The following is a 19,355-nucleotide window of genomic DNA, read 5'->3' as shown; positions in this document are numbered from 1 at the left end:
CCGAGACGGGCTTGGAACTCGTTTCAACAAGGAGCTAAAATCATGCTAAACGGTATCAATCTGGACGGCCTCAATAGCGCCAAACAAGCGATCACTGCGCTGCCCGAAGCGGGAATCGCGCGCTATGGCGTCGAACTCGATTGGCAGGGCGGTGTCAAAATGATCGCCAAGACGCTGCCAATGAGTGTCGGTACTGACAAAATCGAGCGCAATTTCACCTGGACGATCGATGAACCGCCGCAGCTTTTGGGCAGCAGCACCGGCCCGACCCCCCAGGAATACCTCATGTCGGGGGTAGGGGCCTGCATCATGGTCGGTTTTGTGGTGAATGCCGCGATCGAAGGCGTTGCGCTTGAGAAGCTCTCGGTTCGTATGAGCGGCAATCTGGACCTTGCAGGTTTTCTCAACCTGCGCCCGGATGCAGAGATCAAGATGGGCGGTCTTTCGTATGAAATCAACGTGACGGCGAATGCCCCGCAAGCCACGCTGGACAAGATTGCCGAAAAGGCTTTCGCATTCAGCCCGAATGCCATGACGGTCGTGCACGGCATCCCCGTCAGCGGCAAGATGACAGTGGTACGGCCTGTTACCGATGCGGTCGGAGTAAAATGAGCGCGACGCCAGTGGCATTGCCGCCGGTTTTGCGTCCGGCGCAAGGTGTCTCCGGTTTCCACTAGAGCATCGGATCGAAAAGTTCGATCCGATGCTCAATCAAAGTTTTAGATCGTCCTTTGTGCGTCCTATAAGACGCAGGACGGTCTAAATCATCTGTATTCATAAGGGGGAGCGATCATGACCAGCAAGGCGAAAGTCGTCATCACCGATCACATAGGTGCGGGAAACGACGTCGAGCGAGGTATTCTGAGCGATCTGGCCGAACTCGTCGTCCTGGATACGGCGATCCCCGAAGCGTTTCTCAATGACGCCGCCGATTGCGATGGCCTGATCAACCTCCTTGCCGGCCCAATCACTTCTGAAACGATGGCAGCCATGCCACGCTGCAAGATCATCGCACGCTATGGCATCGGCGTCGACACGATCGATCTCGAGGCGGCCACGCGCGCGGGGATCATCGTCACCAACAACCCTGCCTACTGCCTGGAGGAGGTCGCCGAACATGCCGTTGGCCTGATGCTCGCGGCCGTTCGCAAAGTCCCTCTTTATGACCGCCAGGTCCGGGCTGCCGGTTGGAACGGCATGGCGGGAGCCCCTGTCCTGCGGCTGGCGGGCAAGACGCTCGGACTGGTCGGTTTTGGCAATATCGCGCGTCTTGTCGCCAAGCGTGCGACGGCGTTCGACATGCGGGTGGTCTTCTTCGATCCGTTTGTCGACAATGATGCCTCTGGTCAAGCGGAGAAATGTCACCTCGACGAACTCCTCGAGCAATCCGACGTGATTTCTGTGCATGTCCCGCTGACAGCGGGAACACGTGGCTTGATCGGCGACGACGCCTTCGCGCGCATGAAGCCATCCGCGTTCCTGCTCAACGTCTCGCGCGGGCCGATCGTCGATACCATGGCGCTCGTGCGGGCGCTCGACCACGGAGCCATTGCTGGCTGCGCGCTCGACACAACCGATCCCGAGCCGTTGCCGCAGGCGCATCCGCTGTATGGGCGCGACAACGTGGTACTGACGCCGCACGTCGCCTGGTACAGTGAGGAATCCAAGCGCGATTTGCAGTCAGGCGCTCCATCCCAGGTGAGACGCGTCCTAGAAGGCGTTTGGCCGGCAAATGTCGTGAACCCCGCAGTGAGGGGCGTCAATCGGGCCGGAATCAGATAGGCTGAGCGGTGTGATCCTCGCGACCCAAGGCTTGTTGATTTGGTAGGGCGGGCTGCACCTGGCACCGCCCGATCAGCTGCTTCGGCAAGGCACTGGCTGATCATGATCTCGGGCGAGACAAAACCCTTGCCGCGGCTACCCACGCGCGCACTCGTGACCGGTAACACACGCCTTGTTCGCAAGCAGACCGTTAGTTTACGGCGTAGCGCTCCTCGGCTTTGGACGAACAGTGCCTCATATAAATGGCTTCGTGATTAATACGCATTGTCTTGTTGTCCGGAAAGTTGATACGTTGATACGTAAGCGACAACGCAATCACAGCACGAATTCAAACGCCAGATTGTACAGGAATATCTTTCCGGTGAGGCCTCTATTGTTTGGCCAAGTGGCATTTCCCGCAATCTGATCTGCGGGTGTGAGAAGACGATGCCGACAAGTACGATCGCGGTGCCAGCGAGGCCGCGAAGAGCGGCGGCCACCGCTGGATGAGCATCTTCATGGCGGGTTAGTTCAAGGCCCCGCCACGTACAGTGAAGAGCAGGAGCCCGTATCCGATCCACAGCCGTTTGTCGGTAGCGATGTCCCGCGCTCCTCGTTCGCACCGTTACTCTGCTGCTGCCTGCTCTAGGAACGGATAGTCGGTATAGCCTTCCTCCGCACCGCCGTAGAATGTAACTCGCACGTGCTTGTTGAGCGGCACGTTGCGTCGAATGCGCTCGGGCAGGTCCGGGTTCGCGATGAAGGGACGACCGAACGCGATAGCGTCTGAGTTTCCGGTCGAAATGGCCGCGCGTGCCGTATCCGGCTGAAAGCCGCCGGCCGAGATGATCGGTCCGCCGAAACCCTTCTTGAAGAGGGCCGCGACATCGGGAGCATCCATGTTCAGCGGCTTCTCGTCATTCGTGAAGTCGGCCCGCGGTTCGATGAGATGGAGGTAGGCCAGGTCCCGCTTGCCCAGCTCGGTGATGACGTATTCCCAGAGTTTGACACCATCCGAATCCGTCATACCCTGAATATTGCTCCACGGAGAAAGACGGACGCCGACCCGTCCCGCACCGGTTACGGCTGCAACTGCGTCCGCGACTTCGAGAAGGAAACGAGAGCGGTTTTCGATCGAGCCGCCATAGATGTCTGTCCGCTTGTTGCTGCCGTCATTCAGGAACTGGTCGAGCAGGTAGCCATTCGCGCCGTGGATCTCGACACCGTCAAAGCCTGCGTGCCGGGCGTTCCGGGCGGCCTGAACGAAGTCGCCCTTGATAGCCGCGATCCCGTCGAGGGTCAGGGCGTGTGGTGTTTCGAAGGGGACGGTGTTGCCGTCTGCATCATAGTGTTCGCCGGGGGGAGCGATCGCCGAAGGGGCCCCTGGGAGCGCACCATTGGGCTGCAGGGACGAGTGGGAGATGCGGCCGACGTGCCAGATTTGATTCACGATGAACCCGCCCTTGGCGTGAACGGCCTCGGTGACTTCTTTCCAGCCCGCGATTTGGTCGGGCGTGTAAATACCTGGCACCCAGCGATAGCCCTGGGACTGCGGACTGATGTCTGTTGCTTCGGTGATCTGCAGTCCGCCGTCGCTGGCACGCTGGCCGTAATACTCGGCATTAAGTGCGTACGGGACGTTGCCTGGCTGCTTGGTCCGCATGCGGGTTAAGGGCGCCATTACGATGCGGTGCTTGAGTGCCAACGCGCCGAGTATGAGTGGTTTGAAGAGCGGGTCTTGTGCCATTGGAGCCTCTGAAAATTGCAATGAATAAGATGTAGAAGATCACACTGCATGTTACTATATTCGCTACTTGTGAAGCTCAATAACGAATATCGTTAGGTTCAAAAATGGACACCCAAAACCTGGAGGTTTTCTTGAGCGCCGTAAGGACCGGAAGCCTTTCGGGTGCCGCACGGCACCTCAAGTTGACGCCGATGTCCGCAACGCGGAGGCTGGCCGCCCTTGAGGACGAGCTAGGCGTTCGACTTTTCCATAGGTCGTCGAGGTCCTTGTCACTTACGCCTGAGGGCGAGGCCTTCCAGCCCTTTGCCGCCGAAATGATAGACACGCAGGAAGCCGCGCGCGCGACGCTGCAGCCGTCTGAAGGCGGAGCGACCGGCCTTCTGCGGGTCACGGCTCCGATCACCCTGGGTCGCAAGCGGATCATGCCGATCGTCCACGAACTGCTCGATGAAAACCCTCGTCTGCGTATTGACCTAGAACTCAGTGACGCGATCATCGACATCGTCGCTTCGGGCATCGATCTTGCGATCAGGATCGCCCCGATGAAGGACTCAGGTCTTATTGCGCGACGCCTCGCGGACAATTCCAAGCTTATTTATGCCGCGCCTTCGTATATCGAGAGAAATGGCGCTCCGAAAACAATCGAAGACCTCGAGTATCATGAATGCCTGACGTTCTCCAACTTCACGCACTGGCAATTCCTAGTCGATGGAAAGGAAAGATCGGTCCGGGTGAGCAGCCGGTTCTCGTCAAGCGGAGTAGACGGCTTTCTAGCGGCCTGCGTCTCTGGCCTCGGACTTGCCCAGCTCTCCGCTTGGGACGTGAAAGACGAACTGGAGAGTGGCCGCTTAATCCCCGTTCCCATCGAAGGCGCATCGCCGCGCGATCTGGCGATCTGGGCCGTGTTTCCTTCGCGAAGTCAAGTTCTGCCTAAGCTTAGGGTCTTTCTGGACAAGTTCCAAACGGCTTTGATCCCGTGAACCCGCGTGGCAACTCCGAGGGAGGCACTGCAGATGGGGCCGGTCGTGGCGACACAATCATTACGTCGTCCACGCCGCCGGGCGTGCCTCTCCTCAGGAGATAATCTGGAGCGGCGCAAAGGATGCGGCAGATGCGGGCGAGAACGGACCTGACTATGGACGAGTCTCGATGTTCGCCGGTACGGACCGCGACACCGATGCCAGGGTTAAGGTCTGGTTCTTGCGCCCCTGCGGCGCAATCCCGCGAGAGCCGTCAAATCGAACAGGAGGCCTTGAAGCCCCGTCATGGCCGCAAACGCGCAGGCCTCGACAGCATTGACACGCGGGAGCGGCAATCCCTTATCCGCGACCTGATCCGGGAAACGCGCGTTACCGACCGCCTGCACCAGGCGCATGGCGCTCGTGCGGGCGCTGGACCGCGGAGCCATTGCTGGCTGCGCGCTCGACACCACCGATCCCGAGCCCTTGCCGGAGATCCATCCACTGCGCAAGCGCGACTCCGTGATTCTGACGTCGCATGTCGCTTCGTACAGCGAGGAATCCAAACACGCCTTGCACGCCGGAGCGCCACCGGAGGTGAGGTGTGTCTTGGAAGGTGTTTGGCCGGAGACTGTGGTCAATCCAGCCGTGAGAAGAAATAGTCGGGCAGGGATCAGATAGGCTGAGCGATGTGATCGTCGTGACCAAAAGCTTGTTGATTTGGTAGAAGCGGGCCCGCACATTACCTCAGCTTCCGACTGCGGACGCTGGCAGGCGCTGTCGGTTACCCGCTGCTACGGCCAGAAACGTAAATGCCGAGGCAAAGCCGAAGCCTGTATCGCCCATATACAGGAAGGCGCCTCCCAGGAACGTCAGGAGCCATGCCCACATAGCATAGAGTTCCCACATATGGCCGAAATAGCCGATATTGACGAGCAGCAGATTCCGGTGCCGGAACACCATCCCGATTTCTTTGGGATTGAATACGGCCTTGCTGAAAAGATAGGGACCTTCTCGGCAGAGCAGGAGAAATATCAATCCCGAGGCGAAGGCCATGATGCTGGTGGCGCCCACGACGAGTTGCCACGGCAATGTCTGGCCCAAGGCGCGGAAAAGATGTGGCAGCGCGGAGCCGAGCGAGAGCGCACCGATGACGGCGCCCAACGCCAGCCCGCGATCGCGGAGAAACCAAGTGGAAACCATCTTCATGGCCGGCGGATAGACGGCGGCAAGCGAAAGTCCAGTAATCATGCGTAAGACGATGACGCTGGCTGCCCCAGGTTCCAAGAGCAGTCCGGCATTGGCCAGCGCGGCGGTCGCGGCTGCGGCCGCCATCAGCCGATTGAGCCTGGTCAGGTCGGGCAGGTTTACGAGGCTTGCTAGCAGGGCGCCAACAACAAAGCATATCTGCACGGCATTCGTGAGCCAGGCCACTTCTGTGTCCGACAGGTTCCAGACCCTCTTCAGTTCAGGCGTCACTGCGGTAGCCGAGAACCATGTGGTCAGGGACAACACAACGGCGATCGCTATAACCGACAGCGCCTGCCAGCGTCCGCAGTCGGAAGCTGAGGTTAGGCGCAGGCTCGCTCTAGAGGCTTTCGGCACCTGGTCAGTCCTTAACAAGCGGCACGGTGTAAACCGTTGCTGTGCCTGTCAGGCAAATCTCACCGGCTGCGTTGCGCACGCTCGTGGCGAGCTTGCGGATCGGCTTGTCGCCCCGCACTTCCGTGACTTCTACCCGTCCGATGATTTCATCGTCAACGCCGACCGCTTTGACGAACTTCCATTCGACGCCGAGGAAACCGTTCCGGGGCCGGGAATACGGGGTCGGTTCGGGTGGCAAGATAGCCCTCGGCAGCGCGCTAGCAAGCTGCGCGCCGGGGATAATGGCCGTGAATATCGACAATGGGTTTGGAGCGGCGGTGGCCGCCATGAAAATTTGCCGCATGTTCGAAAGCGCCGCCTCTGTCGCTGATCCTGTGCCGGTCGCTGAAACGACGTAGCGCCAATGAGATTGCGCGATGCGTTGACCGTTGATGATGTCAGGCTAATGGCTCAGGCACGGATGCCGAAGGTCGTCTTCGACTATGTCGATGGCGGGGTCGAAGATGAAGACGCGCTGGCGGCCAACCAAATGGCCTTTCGTCGGCGCGTATTCGTGCCCCGCTATCCAGTGAACGTCGAAAATCGCATTCATAGCACCCAGTTGTTCGGCAGGCAGTACGAGCTTAGCTTTGCATTTCGCCCACGGGCTTCGCTTCGCTTTTTCGACCGGGCGCGGACTTGATGTTGGCGCGTGCGGCGGCCAGGGCAGGAATCCGTTTGTGCTTTCTGGGGCGAGCAACAGCCCAATCGAGCTTGTCGCGAAGGTTGCGCCCGGCAATAGCTGGTTCCAGGTTTATGGCGCCCGCAATCGCGACATCACCGCCAACCTTCTGGACCGTGCTGCTGGCGCGGGCGTCGAGACGCTGGTGCTGACCCGTGCCGGTGACGCCGAAGCGCACGCGCAACATCCGCAACGGTTTCGGCCTGCCGCCGCGTATGTCGCTTTCGACAATCGTCCAGGCGCTGATTCATCCGGCATGGGCGACCGGCTATCTCGCCAATGGCGGACTGCCAAAGCTCGGCAACTGGCAGCCCTATGCACCGCACGGCGCTTCAGCCCTAGAGATTGCCCACGTCTTCACACGGGAGACGCCTGACCCAACTCAGACACTGAAGGACATTGCGGATGTGCGTGCCCGATGGAAGGGCAGGATGCTTGTGAAGGGCGTTCTGCACCCGGACGATGCCGTTGCGATGCTGGGTCTGGGCGTTGACGGCATCTGGATCTCCAACCATGGCGGACGCCAACTTGACCGCATCGTCCCGTGCATCGACATGCTCCGCGCCATCCGCGCCGCCGTTGGCAAGGACGCGACGCTGGTAATCGACAGCGGCATTCGTCGAGGCGCCGACATCGCCATTGCACGCTGTCTGGGCGCTGATTTCGCCTTTATTGGCCGCGTCACCCTGTACGCCACGGCGGCGGCCGGCGAAGCGGGGGCAACCCGCGTCGTCGACCCGCTGGCACAAGAACTCGATCTGGTGATGGGGCAGATCGGCTGTGCCAATGTTAACCAGCTTTGCTCCGACAACCTTCATGACCTTGGGCGTTAAACGACGAGTACCACTATGAACCCCTTTTTCTACTCCTTTCCTGGTCCTTTTCCTGGCAACCGTCCCGACCGCCGCTTTGGCGCATGCGGGCATAGGGGAGACAGGCGCCTTTATACACGGGTTTGCTCACCCCTTCTCTGGACTGGACCACGTGCTTGCGATGGTGGCTATAGAGTTGTTCGCATTCCAGATAGGAGGGCACGCGCTCTGGCAAGTGCCGGCGAGTTTCGTGGCCGCAATGGCAGCGGGCGGCGCGCTCGGTCTGAGGGGGCTTGACGTTTCGATGGTTGAGCCATGGCCTTGTCCGTTTTGGTACTTGGCATGCTCGTGGCGCTGGCTATCAAGGCGCCGGCAGTCGTAGCGATGGCGATAGCAACGCCAGTCAAAGCCGGCGTCTTCTGTCGCTTGCGGCTTTGCTTGAGGGGATGGTCCGAGTGATCATATGATAGGTTAGGGCAACGCTACAGTTTATTGCACCTAGCACGCCCAGTAACACAAGCAGGCTATCGATGCCTGACGTAACAATAATGCGTGCCGCTATAACAGGGAAACCGAACGCGCCCAAAAAATACGATAGGCTGAATAGAAGCAATGCTTGGGGGACCAGACCCGAGGGCGCCAGATTTACGGCCTGTGCGTTGATCAATGAGTAGAAAAGCCCGTATCCCCCTCCAAACATGGCAGAGGCCGAAAAATAAAGCGCCGTGTTTCCTGTATTTGCGAGGAATAGCCCGATGCACCCGGTGATCAGGCCTGTCAGCAGTAGATTGGAAAGGGATGGCGACCAGTGGGCGGCGTAGCCGACAAAAAATAAACGGGTCACAATGGCTGCTGGCATGAAACCGATGAAATAGATGGAAAAATCGAGACCGCGAATGGATGCGTAACTCGTTTGAAAACTGGACAGCCCGCCGAAAATGGCGCCGCTGATCCCGACCATGATGATCGGATAGCAGGCAAGTGACTTAGCCAGGCGATGAACAGCGTTCCAAGACAGTCGTGCGCCCTGAATTTCTTCTATGCCATTACGGGCGATGCGGCCTTTCAGGAAAGCAAACATAGCCATCCCGAATAGGCTCGCAATACCTGAGGCCAGGAAGGTGCTTTCGATCGGAAGGTTTGCAGCGGAAGCGGCCCGACCGAGGATCGGGCCGGTGCCGATGCCTGCCATCATCGCACCTGCGAGCATCCCAAATCCGCGGGTTCTCTGCTCTGAGGGCACAATTGTTGCCATCAGCAAGGGGCCGAGTGTGTAAAATGTGCCCCACCCTAGGCCTAATACGAGGCCAATGCAGATAATGCTCCATGACGTTCCCTGGTCAAACGCAAAACCAATACAAGCGATTGTCAAAACCGCTCCCGACAGGATCACAGCCCGACTTGTACCTAGCCAATCCGAGAAATGACCGGAGAGTATAACCGCAATGACGGAACTTATCGCGGCTGCCGAGATAACATAACCCGCGAGCATCTCATCAGCGCCGCGAGCCATCACCATCGATGGCAAAAGAAAAGTAACTCCATATGCGATCGCAAAGAGGTAGCCCGCTAGGCACAGCAAGACAGGGATTGAACAGGGCTTCACGATACGCCGGTGCGGCATTCAAAACCTTCGACCGGGCTGCCGCAGCCCGAGGAATGTTCGGGTTCGGCTGACGTAGTCAAGATACCGGTGATATGGACCGGTATCGTCTGATCGTAGCTTGCGCTCATGGCACCGACCGCAGGACCGCTTCATGTCCCGCCTATATAGGGCGGAGCTTTCATGATGCGGATCGGATGGGTCGTCATTTTTCCCAAGGGACAAGAGCGTGCAGAATTAGGTCACTGAAAATATCACCGATTTCATCAGCGGTTTGCGGGCCTTCCGGATTCAGCCATAAGAAGCTGTAGAAGAACATTCCCATGAGACCCTTGATGGCCACTTTCTCGATCGATCTGAATTTGCCCTGTGCGACACCCATCGAGACGGTATCGGCCCATAGCTGCTGATAGTCCTGATGCAGCTGGTTGACGTTACGATATCTGTCGCCTGAAAGCCCATGGATTTCGCGGAAACACACAGTCATCGCCGCGCGATGATTATAGACGGCACCGATCATCGCGCGGCTCAACAATCTAATCCGTTCAACGGGATCGAGTTCACGCGCGATGATGTTGCGGCCGTCATCGATCAACAACTGCACGTAATGTGATGAGATGTCGTAGAGCAGGTCTTCTTTGCTTGAAATATGATAGTAGAGGGCACCTCTGCCCAGCCCGACCGCTTCGCCTAGATCGGCAACGCCAACCGCGCCGTAGCCGTGCTTGGCGAATAGCTCTGCGGCGACCGCACGAATCCCATCAGATCGTTTCGTCTTCATCCGGTAGAGACCCCTCCACATAGATATGCGCCACTGACCATCGTATCGATAAACAGGTCCAACATTCTTCCCGGAATGTCAAACCCATGGATCGATCAGTACACAAATAGCTTTTTCCCAAAATCCGGACAGCCATGATCGGACGGCTCCCATTTAGTGAGGGTTTGTCGTGCGAACCTAGCGTACCGCAATGGCATATACAACAATAACGCCGTATTTATTCGACGGATGCTTATTCGCGGCAGTTGGTGACGCGGGAGGCGAAGTCCCGACATTTTTTTAAGAAGCCCCCTTGACAGGCGAGAAGGCAAGCGCTGATTATACCGACCGAACGATACAAAAATTTTATTAGTATCGACCAATGGGGGGTCAAAAGTGGGCATTTCATCCACACTGCGCCAATGTCTGGCAACATGCGATGAGACCATGCATGCGCTGGGTCGGTCTGCCGGACAGGGCGGGATGCCTCAATGACCGCGGGGGCATCTTCCAAAGACATACTTCTAGCCGTCAGCCACGTGTCCCTGTCCTTTGGTGGTGCGAAGGCGATCAATTCGTTTTCGTTTGAGGTTGAGCGCCGCTCGATCTGTTCGTTGATCGGCCCGAATGGGGCCGGCAAGAGTTCGATGCTGAATATTCTGAATGGCGTCTATGTTCCGCAAGAGGGGTTGATCACCTACAACGGCACCACGTTTGAGCGGATGGAGCCGCTGAAAGTGGCTGCGATGGGCGTCGCCCGCATGTTTCAGAACAACGCTCTCTTCGGCAAGATGACGGTTCTGGAAAACGTGATGGCAGGCTTGTCACGTAAAGCCAAAACTACCGTAATCGAACACGCGCTTGGACTTCCTCGTGCCCGACAGGAGTCGGCATCGTTCGAGCTGAAGTCCGATCAGGCGATCGATTTCCTGGACCTGAACCCCTATCGAGACCTTGTTGTAGAAGCCTTACCTTATGGAATTCAGAAAAGGGTCGGACTTGCCCGTGCCCTAGTGTCTGATCCCGAAATGATCCTCATGGACGAGCCGATGGCCGGCATGAACAAAGAGGAAAAGCAGGAGATGTCTGGATTCATTCTGGACATCAACAAGAAGCTTGGGATCACGATCATTCTGATCGAGCACGACATCTCGGTCGTCATGAGCCTGTCCGACCGCGTCGTCGTCCTCGACTACGGGCGCAAACTGGCGGACGGTCGGCCCGAGGATGTCGCGAAGAACCCCGAAGTGATCAGCGCCTATCTGGGGACAGTTCACTGATGTCGGCTGTGCTCTAGCAAACGAAAGATGGGATTCATGGCTCTCTTTCTTGAAACACTGATTGGCGGCGTGCTGGCCGGTACGATGTATTCCCTGGTCGCCATCGGCTTTGTGCTGATCTTCAAGGCGTCCGGAGTCTTCAATTATGCTCAGGGTGCGATGCTTCTATTCTCAGCCTTGCTGTTCGTAACCTTGCTGAAACTGGGGTGGCCGATTCCGCTGGCGCTGTTCGCAACCATGGTCGTGACGGTGATCGGCGCGCTCGCAATAGAGCGGATCGTATTGCGGCCTTTGGCCAACCGATCGACGATGACTCTGTTCCTGGCCACTTTAGGATTGTCCTTCGTCATCGAGGGCTTGGCGCAAGGGATCATGGGCACCGAAGTCCATGCGCTCAATCTGGGTGTCGAAGATCTGCCGATCTTCTGGGGGGACATCCTTATCAGCCAGTTTGATCTTTATGCCGCGGGTGTCGCCATCACGCTGACTCTGTTGCTGGCGTTGTTCTTCAACAAGACACGGATTGGTGTCTCATTGCGGGCCGTCGCTGACGATGCCGGCGCGGCGCAATCCATCGGCATCAATCTGAATTTTATCTGGCAGGTGGTCTGGGCGGTGTCGGCATTGGTCGGGCTGGTTGCCGGTCTGGCATGGGGCGCCCGCCAAGGGGTGTCGTTCAACCTGTCGCTGGTGGTTCTCAAGGCACTGCCGGTGCTCATTATCGGCGGCTTTACATCCATCGGAGGCGCGATCATCGCGGGCGTTATCGTGGGAGCGGCCGAGGCTCTGGCCGAGACTTACCTGGGTCCAATTGTTGGCGGTGGGATTCAGTTCTGGTTCGCTTATTTCCTCGCTTTGATTTTCCTCTTTATCCGCCCGACTGGTCTGTTCGGCGACGCCGAAATCGAAAGGGTGTGACGTGCCATGAAAACCAACGCCGGGCAGATGACCGTAGAGACCAGCCTTCAAATCAATGCGAAACCGCAAACACGCAAGTTGCCCAGTGCATCGACGATTGCTTTCGTTATCCTGGTCCTGACGGCCCCGCTCTTTGCGAGCCACTACTGGCTTATGGCCATTATTACGCCTGTGATGATTCTTTCCCTGGCCGGGATCGGGCTGAACATCAAGACCGGCTATGCGGGGATGGTGTCGGTGGGGGCGGGCGCCTTTATGGCGGTCGGGGCCTATGGGATGTTCAACTTCGCGGCGCATGGGGGAATAACGAACTTTCCCCTTGCCTTGCTATTGGGCGGCATTTCCGCGGCAATTGCGGGCTATCTCTTTGGCCTGCCCAGTTCGCGGATCAAAGGGTTCTACGTAATGGTAACAACCCTTGCTGCGCAATTCTTTGTGGAGTGGCTCTTCACTAAGAATGCCTATTTCTACAATTACGGATCGGTTCCTACAATTACGTTACCTCCAATGACCTTATTTGATCTGGATATTAATGGGAACAACACTATACGCTATTACGTTGTCGTTATCATTGTCCTGTTAATGACTTTGGCTGCAAAGAATATCATCCATAGCCACGTCGGGCGCAACTGGATGGCGATCCGCGACATGAACACCGCGGCCGGTGTCATCGGCATCGACTCTGCTCGCTATAAGCGCTTGGCTTTCACTATCGGCTCTTTCTATCTGGGGATCGCGGGCGCGCTCTGGGCATTCCTGTTCCTCGGCACGGCCAGCACGCTCAGCTTCGACATCAACCGTTCCTTCCAGGTCCTGTTCATCATTATCATCGGCGGCCTGAGTTCGATCCGCGGGAATTTCATAGGGGCGGCTTTCATTCTGCTGTTGCCCATCCTCATCGACTATATGGTCAAGGCCACGCTGGGCAGCGCGCTAAACCCGGGTTTCCTGTCCAACATGAATAAAGTCATCTTTGGCAGCCTCATCATCATTCTGCTGATCAAGGAACCCGAAGGTTTCGACAAAATGCTCCGGAACCTGACGGGGTACATAAAGCGGCGAAAGTCGTGACCAATACCCGACGTTTGTTTCAACCCACCAACCAATACATAACGTTAAGGAAGGAGGAACGTACCGTGATATCCAGGATTAGAAAATCGTCCCTGACATCAGCACTGGCCGCAGTCATTGTGATAGGCGCGTTCGGCGCCACGGCAGCGAACGCGGAAGATACACAATTCGTGCCGCTGCCAACCTATCGGGTGGGGCCATATGCCTCGTCCGGAGCCCCGTGGTTCGCTGGGGAACTCGACTATTTCAAGTACATCAATGAAGTCGAAGGCGGGGTAAACGGCGTCAAGCTGGACGTTCAGGAGTTCGAAACCGAATACAGCCCCGACCGTGCGGTGGAGGTTTACGAGCGTGTCAAGGATGGCGTGAACGGTTCGTCTCCAATGGCCTTCTTCATCACCCACTCGACACCGGCCACCTACGCTCTCGGGCCACGGGCACGCCAAGACAAAATTCCGTTGATCGACCCGGCGGGCGGGCGTCCGGAGTCACTGAACGGCTTGGTGTTTGAGTACGAATTCCCGCTACTGTTCACCTACTATTCCCAAGGGTCTGTGGCGATCAACTATATTGCCCAGCAAATGGGCGGATTCGAGAATCTCAAGGGCAAGAAGATCGTCACAGTTTATCACGACTCTGGCTATGGACGCTCGTCACAACCGGTGATGACGGTTCTGGCCGCGAAATACGGGTTTGAAGATATTCAGATTCCCGTAGCTCATCCGGGATCCGAACAATCCGCTATCTGGCGGCAAGTGCGGGGCATTCAGCCGGATTTCGTGGTCCTGCGCACTTGGGGCGTGGGGACGCCGGTTGCTATCAAGACGGCCAAGCGTTTCGGTATAGACATCAGCAAGATGATTGGCGACGTCTGGGCTAGCTCTGAGACGGACCTGATCCCCGCCGAGGACGCGGCGGTCGGCTATTGCGGCTTGGCACCATATCCGGCTGGGACAGATTTCGTCATCCATAAGCGCCTGCAGGAGAAGATCCTGGATACCGGTATGTCCGATCTGCAGGACAAAAGCACCTTCGGTACTGTCTATTACAATATCGGCATGGTGAATGCGGCTTTGTCCGTCGAGGGCATGCGTACCGCGATGCAGAAGTTCGGTAACCGCCCCCTGACCGGCGATGAAATGCGGTGGGGTCTGGAAAACATGAAGATCGACGGCAAGCGCCTGGAAGAGATGGGCATGACCGGTCTCTTGCAGGAGCTTCACGTCAGCGCCGCGGACCACGAAGGTGGCGGTGCCGCGCGCATCCAGTGCTGGGATGGCAAAAAGTTCAATCTGGTTACCGATTGGATCGCCGGCGACGCCGAAGTGATCAAGCCGCTGGTGGCTGAGGTTTCGGCCAAATTCGCTGCGGAAAATGGCATCACGCCGCGCGATCTCTCCAGCGAGTAACGACCGACACCAGATGTACGCGGGGGGGCGGGGAGCGCAATGCGCTTCGCCCTCTGACAACCGCACGCAGGTACTTGGAGACTGCTGTGAGCGATAGATCGAAAAATTCGCACCCCCTTCTCTCGATCGACGGTATCGAGGTGGTCTACGATCCATCCATTCTCGGTGTGGCCGACGTGTCGTTGCATGTCGACAGAGGTGAGATCATCGCCTTCATCGGGGCCAACGGAGCCGGCAAAAGCACGACGCTCAAGGCGATCTCGGGGATTGCCGGAACCGAACGCGCCCGGATCACTAAAGGCGACATTCTGCTGGATCAAGTCAGCATCGCCGGCATGGCCCCGCACCGGCTTACCAAAAGCAAAAAGGTCGTTCATGTGCTTGAGGGCCGTCATGTGTTCTCGCATCTGACCGTGGAGGAGAATCTGCGGAGCGGCGCTTTCCTGCGCAAGCCTAGCCGCCGGCAGATGGAGGCCGATATCGAGGAGATCTACTCTTGGTTGCCGCGCCTGAAGGACAAACGCAAAATCGCCGCCGGTTTGTGCTCGGGCGGAGAACAGCAGATGCTGGCGATCGGACGAGCCCTGCTGACCAAACCCGAACTGGTGCTGCTTGACGAGCCGTCGATGGGGCTGGCGCCGATCATCGTCGATGAAGTGTTTGAAATCATTTCGCGACTGAACCGCGAGCTTGGCATGTCATTTCTTGTTGCGGAACAAGACATGCGTGTTTCGCTTGCTCATGCTCATCGCGCCTATGTGGTCGCTAACGGGCATGTCGTCTTGCAAGGATCTGCTGAAGACCTGGCCGCGCGGGACGATCTTCACGACATTTATCTTGGAATTGCAGAGGCCGCCTGAGGTCCGAGAACTCAACAGGAAAGGAAAACGATATGGCGCGTGCTGATCAAGAGGCCGATGTTCTGATCATTGGGTCCGGGCCATCGGGCGCGGTGACGGCGAAACTGCTCACCGAGGCCGGAATGTCTGTTGTTACCCTTGAGCAGGGCACCTGGTTCGATCCCGGCGATTATCCTGGCGACAAGAAGGAATTCGAACTTGCCGCCGGAAAACAGTGGCATCCCGCTCCGAACGTGCGGGACCGGGAGCGGGACTACCCGATCAATACATCCGAAAGCGATGTCGAGCCGCTGATGCAGTCGGCCGTCGGTGGTAGTGCCACGATCTGGGCAGGGCACTGGGTTCCGTTCCTGCCCTCGGACTTCAAAGTGCGCTCACTCGATGGCGTCGCCGTGGACTGGCCGTTTGATTATTATGAGGTTCTGCCGCATCTGGAAGCAGTCGAAAAGCTTGTCAGTTCATCGGGAACGAGGGGAAACCCGGGTTATCCCGAACAGGCGGGCTATCCCACCCCGCAGATCCCGATCGGCAAGGCGGGCATGAAACTGGCCGAAGGGATGGACAAGCTTGGCTGGCATTGGTGGCCGGGCCTGAATGCCATGCCGTCCATTCCATGGCAGGGCCAGAACCCCTGCGCGCGGCGCGGCACCTGTATGTTTGGCTGCCCGGAGGCGGCAAAGTGGTCGCCCGATCTGGTGCTGTTCAAGGAGGCCAAGAAATACGGTCACCGTATGATCGCGGGCGCACGCGTCAGCGAAATTATCTATGACGACAATCTGAGCCGTGTCACAGGAGCCGTCTATATCGATCAGAACGGGCGCGAGCGTAAACAGATGGCTAAGATCGTCATCCTCTGTGCCAATGCCATCGGAACCCCCCGCATCCTGCTGAATTCAAAATCGAAACGCTTCCCCGACGGGTTGGCCAATTCCAGCGGCCTGGTCGGCAGGAATTTGATGATGCATCCGTTTGGCCTGGTCATGGGCCATTTCGAGGAGAATCTCGAAAGCTGGTATGGCCCGTCCGGTCAGTTGATCAACACGCTGCAGTTCTATGAAACCGACGAATCCCGCGGTTTCGTGCGCGGTGCCAAATGGGGTGGGATGTCAGGAGGCGGACCTCTGTCGTCCAAAGGCTTCGTGGGTTCTGAGGTCTTTTCGGATAACGGCAGGATCGAAGACCACTGGGGAGAAAACTGGCACAAGATGATCGAAAGCAAGTTCGGTCGCACAGCGCTCTGGGCTATTGTTGGAGAAGATCTTCCCGAGGAATCGAACCGAGTCGAAATCGACGCCGATCTTGTCGACAGCGATGGCATCCCCGCGCCGAAGATAATTTATAAGACGTCCGAGAACTCCAGACGGCTGCTCGACTTCCATGCCGAGCGCGCAAAGGAGTCGATGGAGGCGGCAGGCGCCAAATCGACATCGGTCGCGCCGCAGATGCGCGAAAGTGGATGGCATCTGCTCGGAACCACGCGGATGGGGAATGATCCAAAAGAGTCGGTGCTCAACCAATACGGTCAGAGCCACGATATTCCTAACCTGTTCATCTTCGATCTGAGCGCCTTTCCCACCGGTGCTGGTGCAAACCCGACGGCGACGCTGATGGCGGTTGCGCATCGGCAGGCTACTCATCTGGTCAATGAAGCCCGCAATGTGGAGGTGGCATGATGGCGAACTTTTCTGATGCAGAGCGAGAGATCTATGGAAAACTGGCGGATTACCTGATCCCATCGTGGAAAGACAGGCCCGCGGCGACATCGGTCGGAGTCCATCGGCATATGCTGGACGAGGTGCTGCGGATCCGCCCCGATCTGGAGGCGGCGTTCCAGCGCGCAATCGCCCGCTGTCCCGGCCAGGATATATCCAAGGAACTGAACGCGCTGGCGCGCGAGGATAATGCGGCCTGGACTGCGCTCACCACCGTGACGACCGGTGGTTACATGATGACTGACGAGGCTCGCGCCGCGGTCGGCTATCCGGGCCAGGTGGCGCCGCCCTATGACCCGAACGAGACGCCGGAATACGTCACCAACGGCATGTTGGACAGGGTCAAAGCCCGAGGTCCCATCTTCCGTGACACGCGTCATCTTTCCTAGTTGCAGGAGATCAGTCCTATGCATATTGCGGTAATTTTGCGGCTCAATCCGGTACTGACAGATGAACTGGAATTGACGGAGGGCGGCAAGGACATCGATCGGGAGTGGATCGGCTTCGAGCTGAACCCGATGGACGATCAGGCGCTTGAGCAGTCAGTCCTTCTAAAAGAGGCTCATGGCGCCAAAGTCACGGCAATCGCGGCGGAAGCGGAAGGTGGAGAGCGGTTGCTAAGAACCGCTCTCGCCCGGGGCGTGGACGACGTTCTGCTTATTTCCAACAAAAAGGATGATGACGCTCCGCCGCCGTCATCCCGGGCGCGCACGCCGCTTCTTGTCGAGGCTATCAAACAGGTGAAGCCGGATCTTGTGATTACGGGCATTCTATCGACTGACGATCTCTACGGTGAACTGGCACCTCAGCTTGCAGCCTGTCTGAACTGGCCCCAAGCCTCCGCGGTCTCGGACGTTCGTCTCGATGGCATGGTCCTGACCGTCCGGCAGGAATATGCCGGCGGAATGGCCGCGCTTATCGAGATGGACCTGCCGGCGGTGATCGGCCTGCAAACGGCTGCAAGCCCGCCGCGCTATGTCGCTGGCTCCAAGCTGCGAGATTTGCTGAATACCAAGGTTCCCGAAATGGAAGCATCCGCCGAATTCGCTGAAGATCTCTCAGAGGCCACTACTCTCAATCTCCCCGATACCAGCGGCGGCGCCGAGATGATCGAAGGTGACGCAAAGTCTGTTGCTGCAAGAATCCATGAGATTTTGATGGAAAGAGGGCTGGTGTGATGCGTGCTCTCATATTTGTCGAACATAGTAACGGCGTAGTTTCCGAAAACGCCTTCGAGATGTTGCTGCTGGCGAAATCTATCGGCGCGGAATGCCATGGTTTGATCTGCACAGGTGATGCAGGGGCCGCACAGGCGCTCGGGACACAGCTGACAGGCTTTGACGCTGTGTCAGCAGTCGCGGATCCGACTGTCGGGCACTATAACCCGGAAGCTGTTCTCATCGCCCTGAAAGCGGCCGTGGAGACGCAGGCTCCCGATGTGGTGATGACCAGTTACAGCACTGCCGGTGTCGATCTGGCGGCAGGGCTGGCGGTGCGCTCTGAACGTCCGATGCTGGGCTATGTGACTGATCTGGAACTCAATAGCGGCGGCCTATCTGCGACCTCACAAGTCTATGGCGGGAAATTGACCGCGAAAACAGACCTGCCCTTGCCGGCGGTAACCACCGTCATGCCCGGTGCGCGCAAGGCCGGCAGCCTGTCTGGCGCGGCGCCTGCGGTCACCATGCTGAAACCCGATCTATCGGGCGCACGCACCAGGGTGCGCGAGATTATTACGCCGGACAACTCGTCGGGAGTTAATCTGGGCAATGCCGACATGATCTTCTGCGTTGGCCGCGCACTTGGCGGAACTGAAAAGCTGCCGCTGGCCGAAGCACTTGCAGCAGCCCTCAAGGCCGAACTCGCGGGCTCTCGCCCGGTGATCGACGCGGGCTGGTTGCCCAAGATACGTCAGGTCGGCAAATCAGGTACCAAGGTTAAGCCAAAGCTTTACCTCATGGCAGGTGTTTCGGGCGCGCCGGAGCATCTGGAGGGTATGGAAAGCAGCGAATTGATCATCGCGATTAATTCCGATGAACAAGCTCCGATCTTCCGTAAGGCGCACTACGGAACGGCCTGCGACATGTTCCAACTCATACCGGCCCTGACCGAGCGTTTGAATTCAGGGAATTCGTGA

20 protein-coding genes and 2 pseudogenes are annotated in these 19,355 nt (G+C 57.9%); 16 read left to right on the top strand and 6 right to left on the bottom strand.

The annotated features are described in order from the left end of the window. The first annotated feature begins 42 nt into the window (after positions 1-42). Both EET67_RS08620 and EET67_RS08615 read left to right on the top strand, forming a co-directional pair. Positions 43-612, top strand: a complete 570-nt coding sequence (locus EET67_RS08620; RefSeq protein ID WP_165899835.1) for an OsmC family protein — start codon at positions 43-45, stop codon at positions 610-612. A 180-nt stretch (positions 613-792) separates the two neighbouring features. Further along, positions 793-1,782: a C-terminal binding protein gene (locus tag EET67_RS08615; protein WP_128625743.1), complete on the top strand. Its 990-nt coding sequence runs from the start codon at positions 793-795 to the stop codon at positions 1,780-1,782. Positions 1,783-1,838: 56 nt separating this feature from the next. Here EET67_RS08615 and EET67_RS26615 read toward each other — a convergent pair. Next, positions 1,839-2,071, bottom strand: a pseudogene (locus EET67_RS26615) (IS30 family transposase); the annotation flags it as partial. Positions 2,072-2,386: 315 nt separating this feature from the next. Continuing rightward, positions 2,387-3,508 carry an alkene reductase gene (locus EET67_RS08605; RefSeq protein ID WP_128625742.1) on the bottom strand — a complete coding sequence of 374 codons (1,122 nt, stop codon included), beginning with the start codon at positions 3,506-3,508 and terminating at the stop codon, positions 2,387-2,389. A 104-nt stretch (positions 3,509-3,612) separates the two neighbouring features. Here EET67_RS08605 and EET67_RS08600 point away from each other — a divergent pair, with 104 nt between their 5' ends. Both EET67_RS08600 and EET67_RS08595 read left to right on the top strand, forming a co-directional pair. Next, on the top strand, positions 3,613-4,488 hold the full coding sequence (locus tag EET67_RS08600; protein ID WP_128625741.1) for a LysR family transcriptional regulator: 876 nt from the start codon (positions 3,613-3,615) through the stop codon (positions 4,486-4,488). Positions 4,489-4,881: 393 nt separating this feature from the next. Beyond that, entirely contained in the window at positions 4,882-5,148 is a 267-nt protein-coding gene (locus EET67_RS08595) for an NAD(P)-dependent oxidoreductase (RefSeq protein WP_128625740.1), read from the top strand. Positions 5,149-5,214: 66 nt separating this feature from the next. Here EET67_RS08595 and EET67_RS08590 read toward each other — a convergent pair whose 3' ends face one another. After that, positions 5,215-5,982, bottom strand: a complete 768-nt coding sequence (locus tag EET67_RS08590) for an MFS transporter (protein ID WP_342634664.1) — start codon at positions 5,980-5,982, stop codon at positions 5,215-5,217. A 94-nt stretch (positions 5,983-6,076) separates the two neighbouring features. After that, complete coding sequence (locus EET67_RS25875) at positions 6,077-6,400, bottom strand: hotdog family protein (RefSeq protein WP_210211109.1); 324 nt, start codon at positions 6,398-6,400, stop codon at positions 6,077-6,079. A 75-nt stretch (positions 6,401-6,475) separates the two neighbouring features. Here EET67_RS25875 and EET67_RS26505 point away from each other — a divergent pair, with 75 nt between their 5' ends. From EET67_RS26505 to EET67_RS26610, 3 genes and pseudogenes are all read left to right on the top strand, one after another. After that, the gene (locus tag EET67_RS26505) at positions 6,476-6,754 is read left to right on the top strand and encodes an alpha-hydroxy-acid oxidizing protein (RefSeq protein WP_128625739.1); all 279 of its coding nucleotides are present in this window, start codon (positions 6,476-6,478) and stop codon (positions 6,752-6,754) included. Between the two features lie 37 nt (positions 6,755-6,791). Beyond that, a pseudogene (locus tag EET67_RS26395) lies at positions 6,792-7,626 on the top strand (alpha-hydroxy acid oxidase). A gap of 40 nt (positions 7,627-7,666) precedes the next feature. Further along, positions 7,667-7,987, top strand: a complete 321-nt coding sequence (locus tag EET67_RS26610) for a HupE/UreJ family protein (protein WP_128626134.1) — start codon at positions 7,667-7,669, stop codon at positions 7,985-7,987. Positions 7,988-8,008: 21 nt separating this feature from the next. On the opposite strand, the gene EET67_RS08555 is transcribed toward EET67_RS26610, so the two are convergent. Further along, the gene (locus EET67_RS08555) at positions 8,009-9,229 is read right to left on the bottom strand and encodes an MFS transporter (protein WP_128625737.1); all 1,221 of its coding nucleotides are present in this window, start codon (positions 9,227-9,229) and stop codon (positions 8,009-8,011) included. A 184-nt stretch (positions 9,230-9,413) separates the two neighbouring features. Further along, the gene (locus EET67_RS08550) at positions 9,414-9,989 is read right to left on the bottom strand and encodes a TetR/AcrR family transcriptional regulator (RefSeq protein WP_210211108.1); all 576 of its coding nucleotides are present in this window, start codon (positions 9,987-9,989) and stop codon (positions 9,414-9,416) included. A gap of 470 nt (positions 9,990-10,459) precedes the next feature. On the opposite strand from EET67_RS08550, the gene EET67_RS08545 reads away from it, so the two are divergent. The 9 genes from EET67_RS08545 to EET67_RS08505 all read left to right on the top strand — a co-directional run bounded on the left by EET67_RS08545 (position 10,460) and on the right by EET67_RS08505 (position 19,355). Next, positions 10,460-11,248: an ABC transporter ATP-binding protein gene (locus tag EET67_RS08545; RefSeq protein ID WP_128625735.1), complete on the top strand. Its 789-nt coding sequence runs from the start codon at positions 10,460-10,462 to the stop codon at positions 11,246-11,248. Positions 11,249-11,284: 36 nt separating this feature from the next. Further along, a complete protein-coding gene (locus EET67_RS08540; RefSeq protein ID WP_128625734.1) occupies positions 11,285-12,166 on the top strand; it encodes a branched-chain amino acid ABC transporter permease in 882 nt (293 codons plus the stop codon). 6 nt (positions 12,167-12,172) lie between these two features. Next, positions 12,173-13,237, top strand: a complete 1,065-nt coding sequence (locus EET67_RS08535; protein ID WP_210211107.1) for a branched-chain amino acid ABC transporter permease — start codon at positions 12,173-12,175, stop codon at positions 13,235-13,237. After that, on the top strand, positions 13,234-14,646 hold the full coding sequence (locus EET67_RS08530) for an ABC transporter substrate-binding protein (RefSeq protein WP_245450798.1): 1,413 nt from the start codon (positions 13,234-13,236) through the stop codon (positions 14,644-14,646). Before EET67_RS08535 ends, EET67_RS08530 begins: the two co-directional genes overlap by 4 nt. Before the next feature lie 86 nt (positions 14,647-14,732). Beyond that, positions 14,733-15,506 carry an ABC transporter ATP-binding protein gene (locus tag EET67_RS08525; RefSeq protein WP_210211106.1) on the top strand — a complete coding sequence of 258 codons (774 nt, stop codon included), beginning with the start codon at positions 14,733-14,735 and terminating at the stop codon, positions 15,504-15,506. Positions 15,507-15,538: 32 nt separating this feature from the next. Continuing rightward, positions 15,539-17,179 carry a GMC family oxidoreductase gene (locus EET67_RS08520; protein WP_128625732.1) on the top strand — a complete coding sequence of 547 codons (1,641 nt, stop codon included), beginning with the start codon at positions 15,539-15,541 and terminating at the stop codon, positions 17,177-17,179. Further along, the gene (locus EET67_RS08515; RefSeq protein ID WP_128625731.1) at positions 17,176-17,607 is read left to right on the top strand and encodes a hypothetical protein; all 432 of its coding nucleotides are present in this window, start codon (positions 17,176-17,178) and stop codon (positions 17,605-17,607) included. Before EET67_RS08520 ends, EET67_RS08515 begins: the two co-directional genes overlap by 4 nt. 18 nt (positions 17,608-17,625) lie before the next feature. Next, on the top strand, positions 17,626-18,396 hold the full coding sequence (locus EET67_RS08510; protein ID WP_128625730.1) for an electron transfer flavoprotein subunit beta/FixA family protein: 771 nt from the start codon (positions 17,626-17,628) through the stop codon (positions 18,394-18,396). Then, on the top strand, positions 18,396-19,355 hold the full coding sequence (locus EET67_RS08505; protein WP_128625729.1) for an electron transfer flavoprotein subunit alpha/FixB family protein: 960 nt from the start codon (positions 18,396-18,398) through the stop codon (positions 19,353-19,355). Before EET67_RS08510 ends, EET67_RS08505 begins: the two co-directional genes overlap by 1 nt.

This window comes from Borborobacter arsenicus (genome assembly GCF_003934165.1).
GTDB classification, from domain to species: domain Bacteria; phylum Pseudomonadota; class Alphaproteobacteria; order Rhizobiales; family Rhizobiaceae; genus Pseudaminobacter; species Pseudaminobacter arsenicus.
The sequence above is the reverse complement of the archived record's forward strand: the minus strand, read 5'-3'. Positions and strand labels throughout refer to the sequence as shown.

Bases quoted from the DNA above. Each gene is read 5' to 3' on its own strand.
- EET67_RS08605 (WP_128625742.1), bottom strand. From the start codon at position 3,508: ATGGCACAAGACCCGCTCTTCAAACCACTCATACTCGGCGCGTTGGCA.
- EET67_RS26505 (WP_128625739.1), top strand. From the start codon at position 6,476: ATGAGATTGCGCGATGCGTTGACCGTTGATGATGTCAGGCTAATGGCT.
- EET67_RS08505 (WP_128625729.1), top strand. From the start codon at position 18,396: ATGCGTGCTCTCATATTTGTCGAACATAGTAACGGCGTAGTTTCCGAA.
- EET67_RS08620 (WP_165899835.1), top strand. From the start codon at position 43: ATGCTAAACGGTATCAATCTGGACGGCCTCAATAGCGCCAAACAAGCG.
- EET67_RS08515 (WP_128625731.1), top strand. From the start codon at position 17,176: ATGATGGCGAACTTTTCTGATGCAGAGCGAGAGATCTATGGAAAACTG.
- EET67_RS08535 (WP_210211107.1), top strand. From the start codon at position 12,173: ATGAAAACCAACGCCGGGCAGATGACCGTAGAGACCAGCCTTCAAATC.
- EET67_RS08600 (WP_128625741.1), top strand. From the start codon at position 3,613: ATGGACACCCAAAACCTGGAGGTTTTCTTGAGCGCCGTAAGGACCGGA.
- EET67_RS08545 (WP_128625735.1), top strand. From the start codon at position 10,460: ATGACCGCGGGGGCATCTTCCAAAGACATACTTCTAGCCGTCAGCCAC.
- EET67_RS08510 (WP_128625730.1), top strand. From the start codon at position 17,626: ATGCATATTGCGGTAATTTTGCGGCTCAATCCGGTACTGACAGATGAA.
- EET67_RS08615 (WP_128625743.1), top strand. From the start codon at position 793: ATGACCAGCAAGGCGAAAGTCGTCATCACCGATCACATAGGTGCGGGA.
- EET67_RS08540 (WP_128625734.1), top strand. From the start codon at position 11,285: ATGGCTCTCTTTCTTGAAACACTGATTGGCGGCGTGCTGGCCGGTACG.
- EET67_RS08550 (WP_210211108.1), bottom strand. From the start codon at position 9,989: ATGAAGACGAAACGATCTGATGGGATTCGTGCGGTCGCCGCAGAGCTA.
- EET67_RS25875 (WP_210211109.1), bottom strand. From the start codon at position 6,400: ATGGCGGCCACCGCCGCTCCAAACCCATTGTCGATATTCACGGCCATT.
- EET67_RS08595 (WP_128625740.1), top strand. From the start codon at position 4,882: ATGGCGCTCGTGCGGGCGCTGGACCGCGGAGCCATTGCTGGCTGCGCG.
- EET67_RS08520 (WP_128625732.1), top strand. From the start codon at position 15,539: ATGGCGCGTGCTGATCAAGAGGCCGATGTTCTGATCATTGGGTCCGGG.
- EET67_RS08555 (WP_128625737.1), bottom strand. From the start codon at position 9,229: ATGCCGCACCGGCGTATCGTGAAGCCCTGTTCAATCCCTGTCTTGCTG.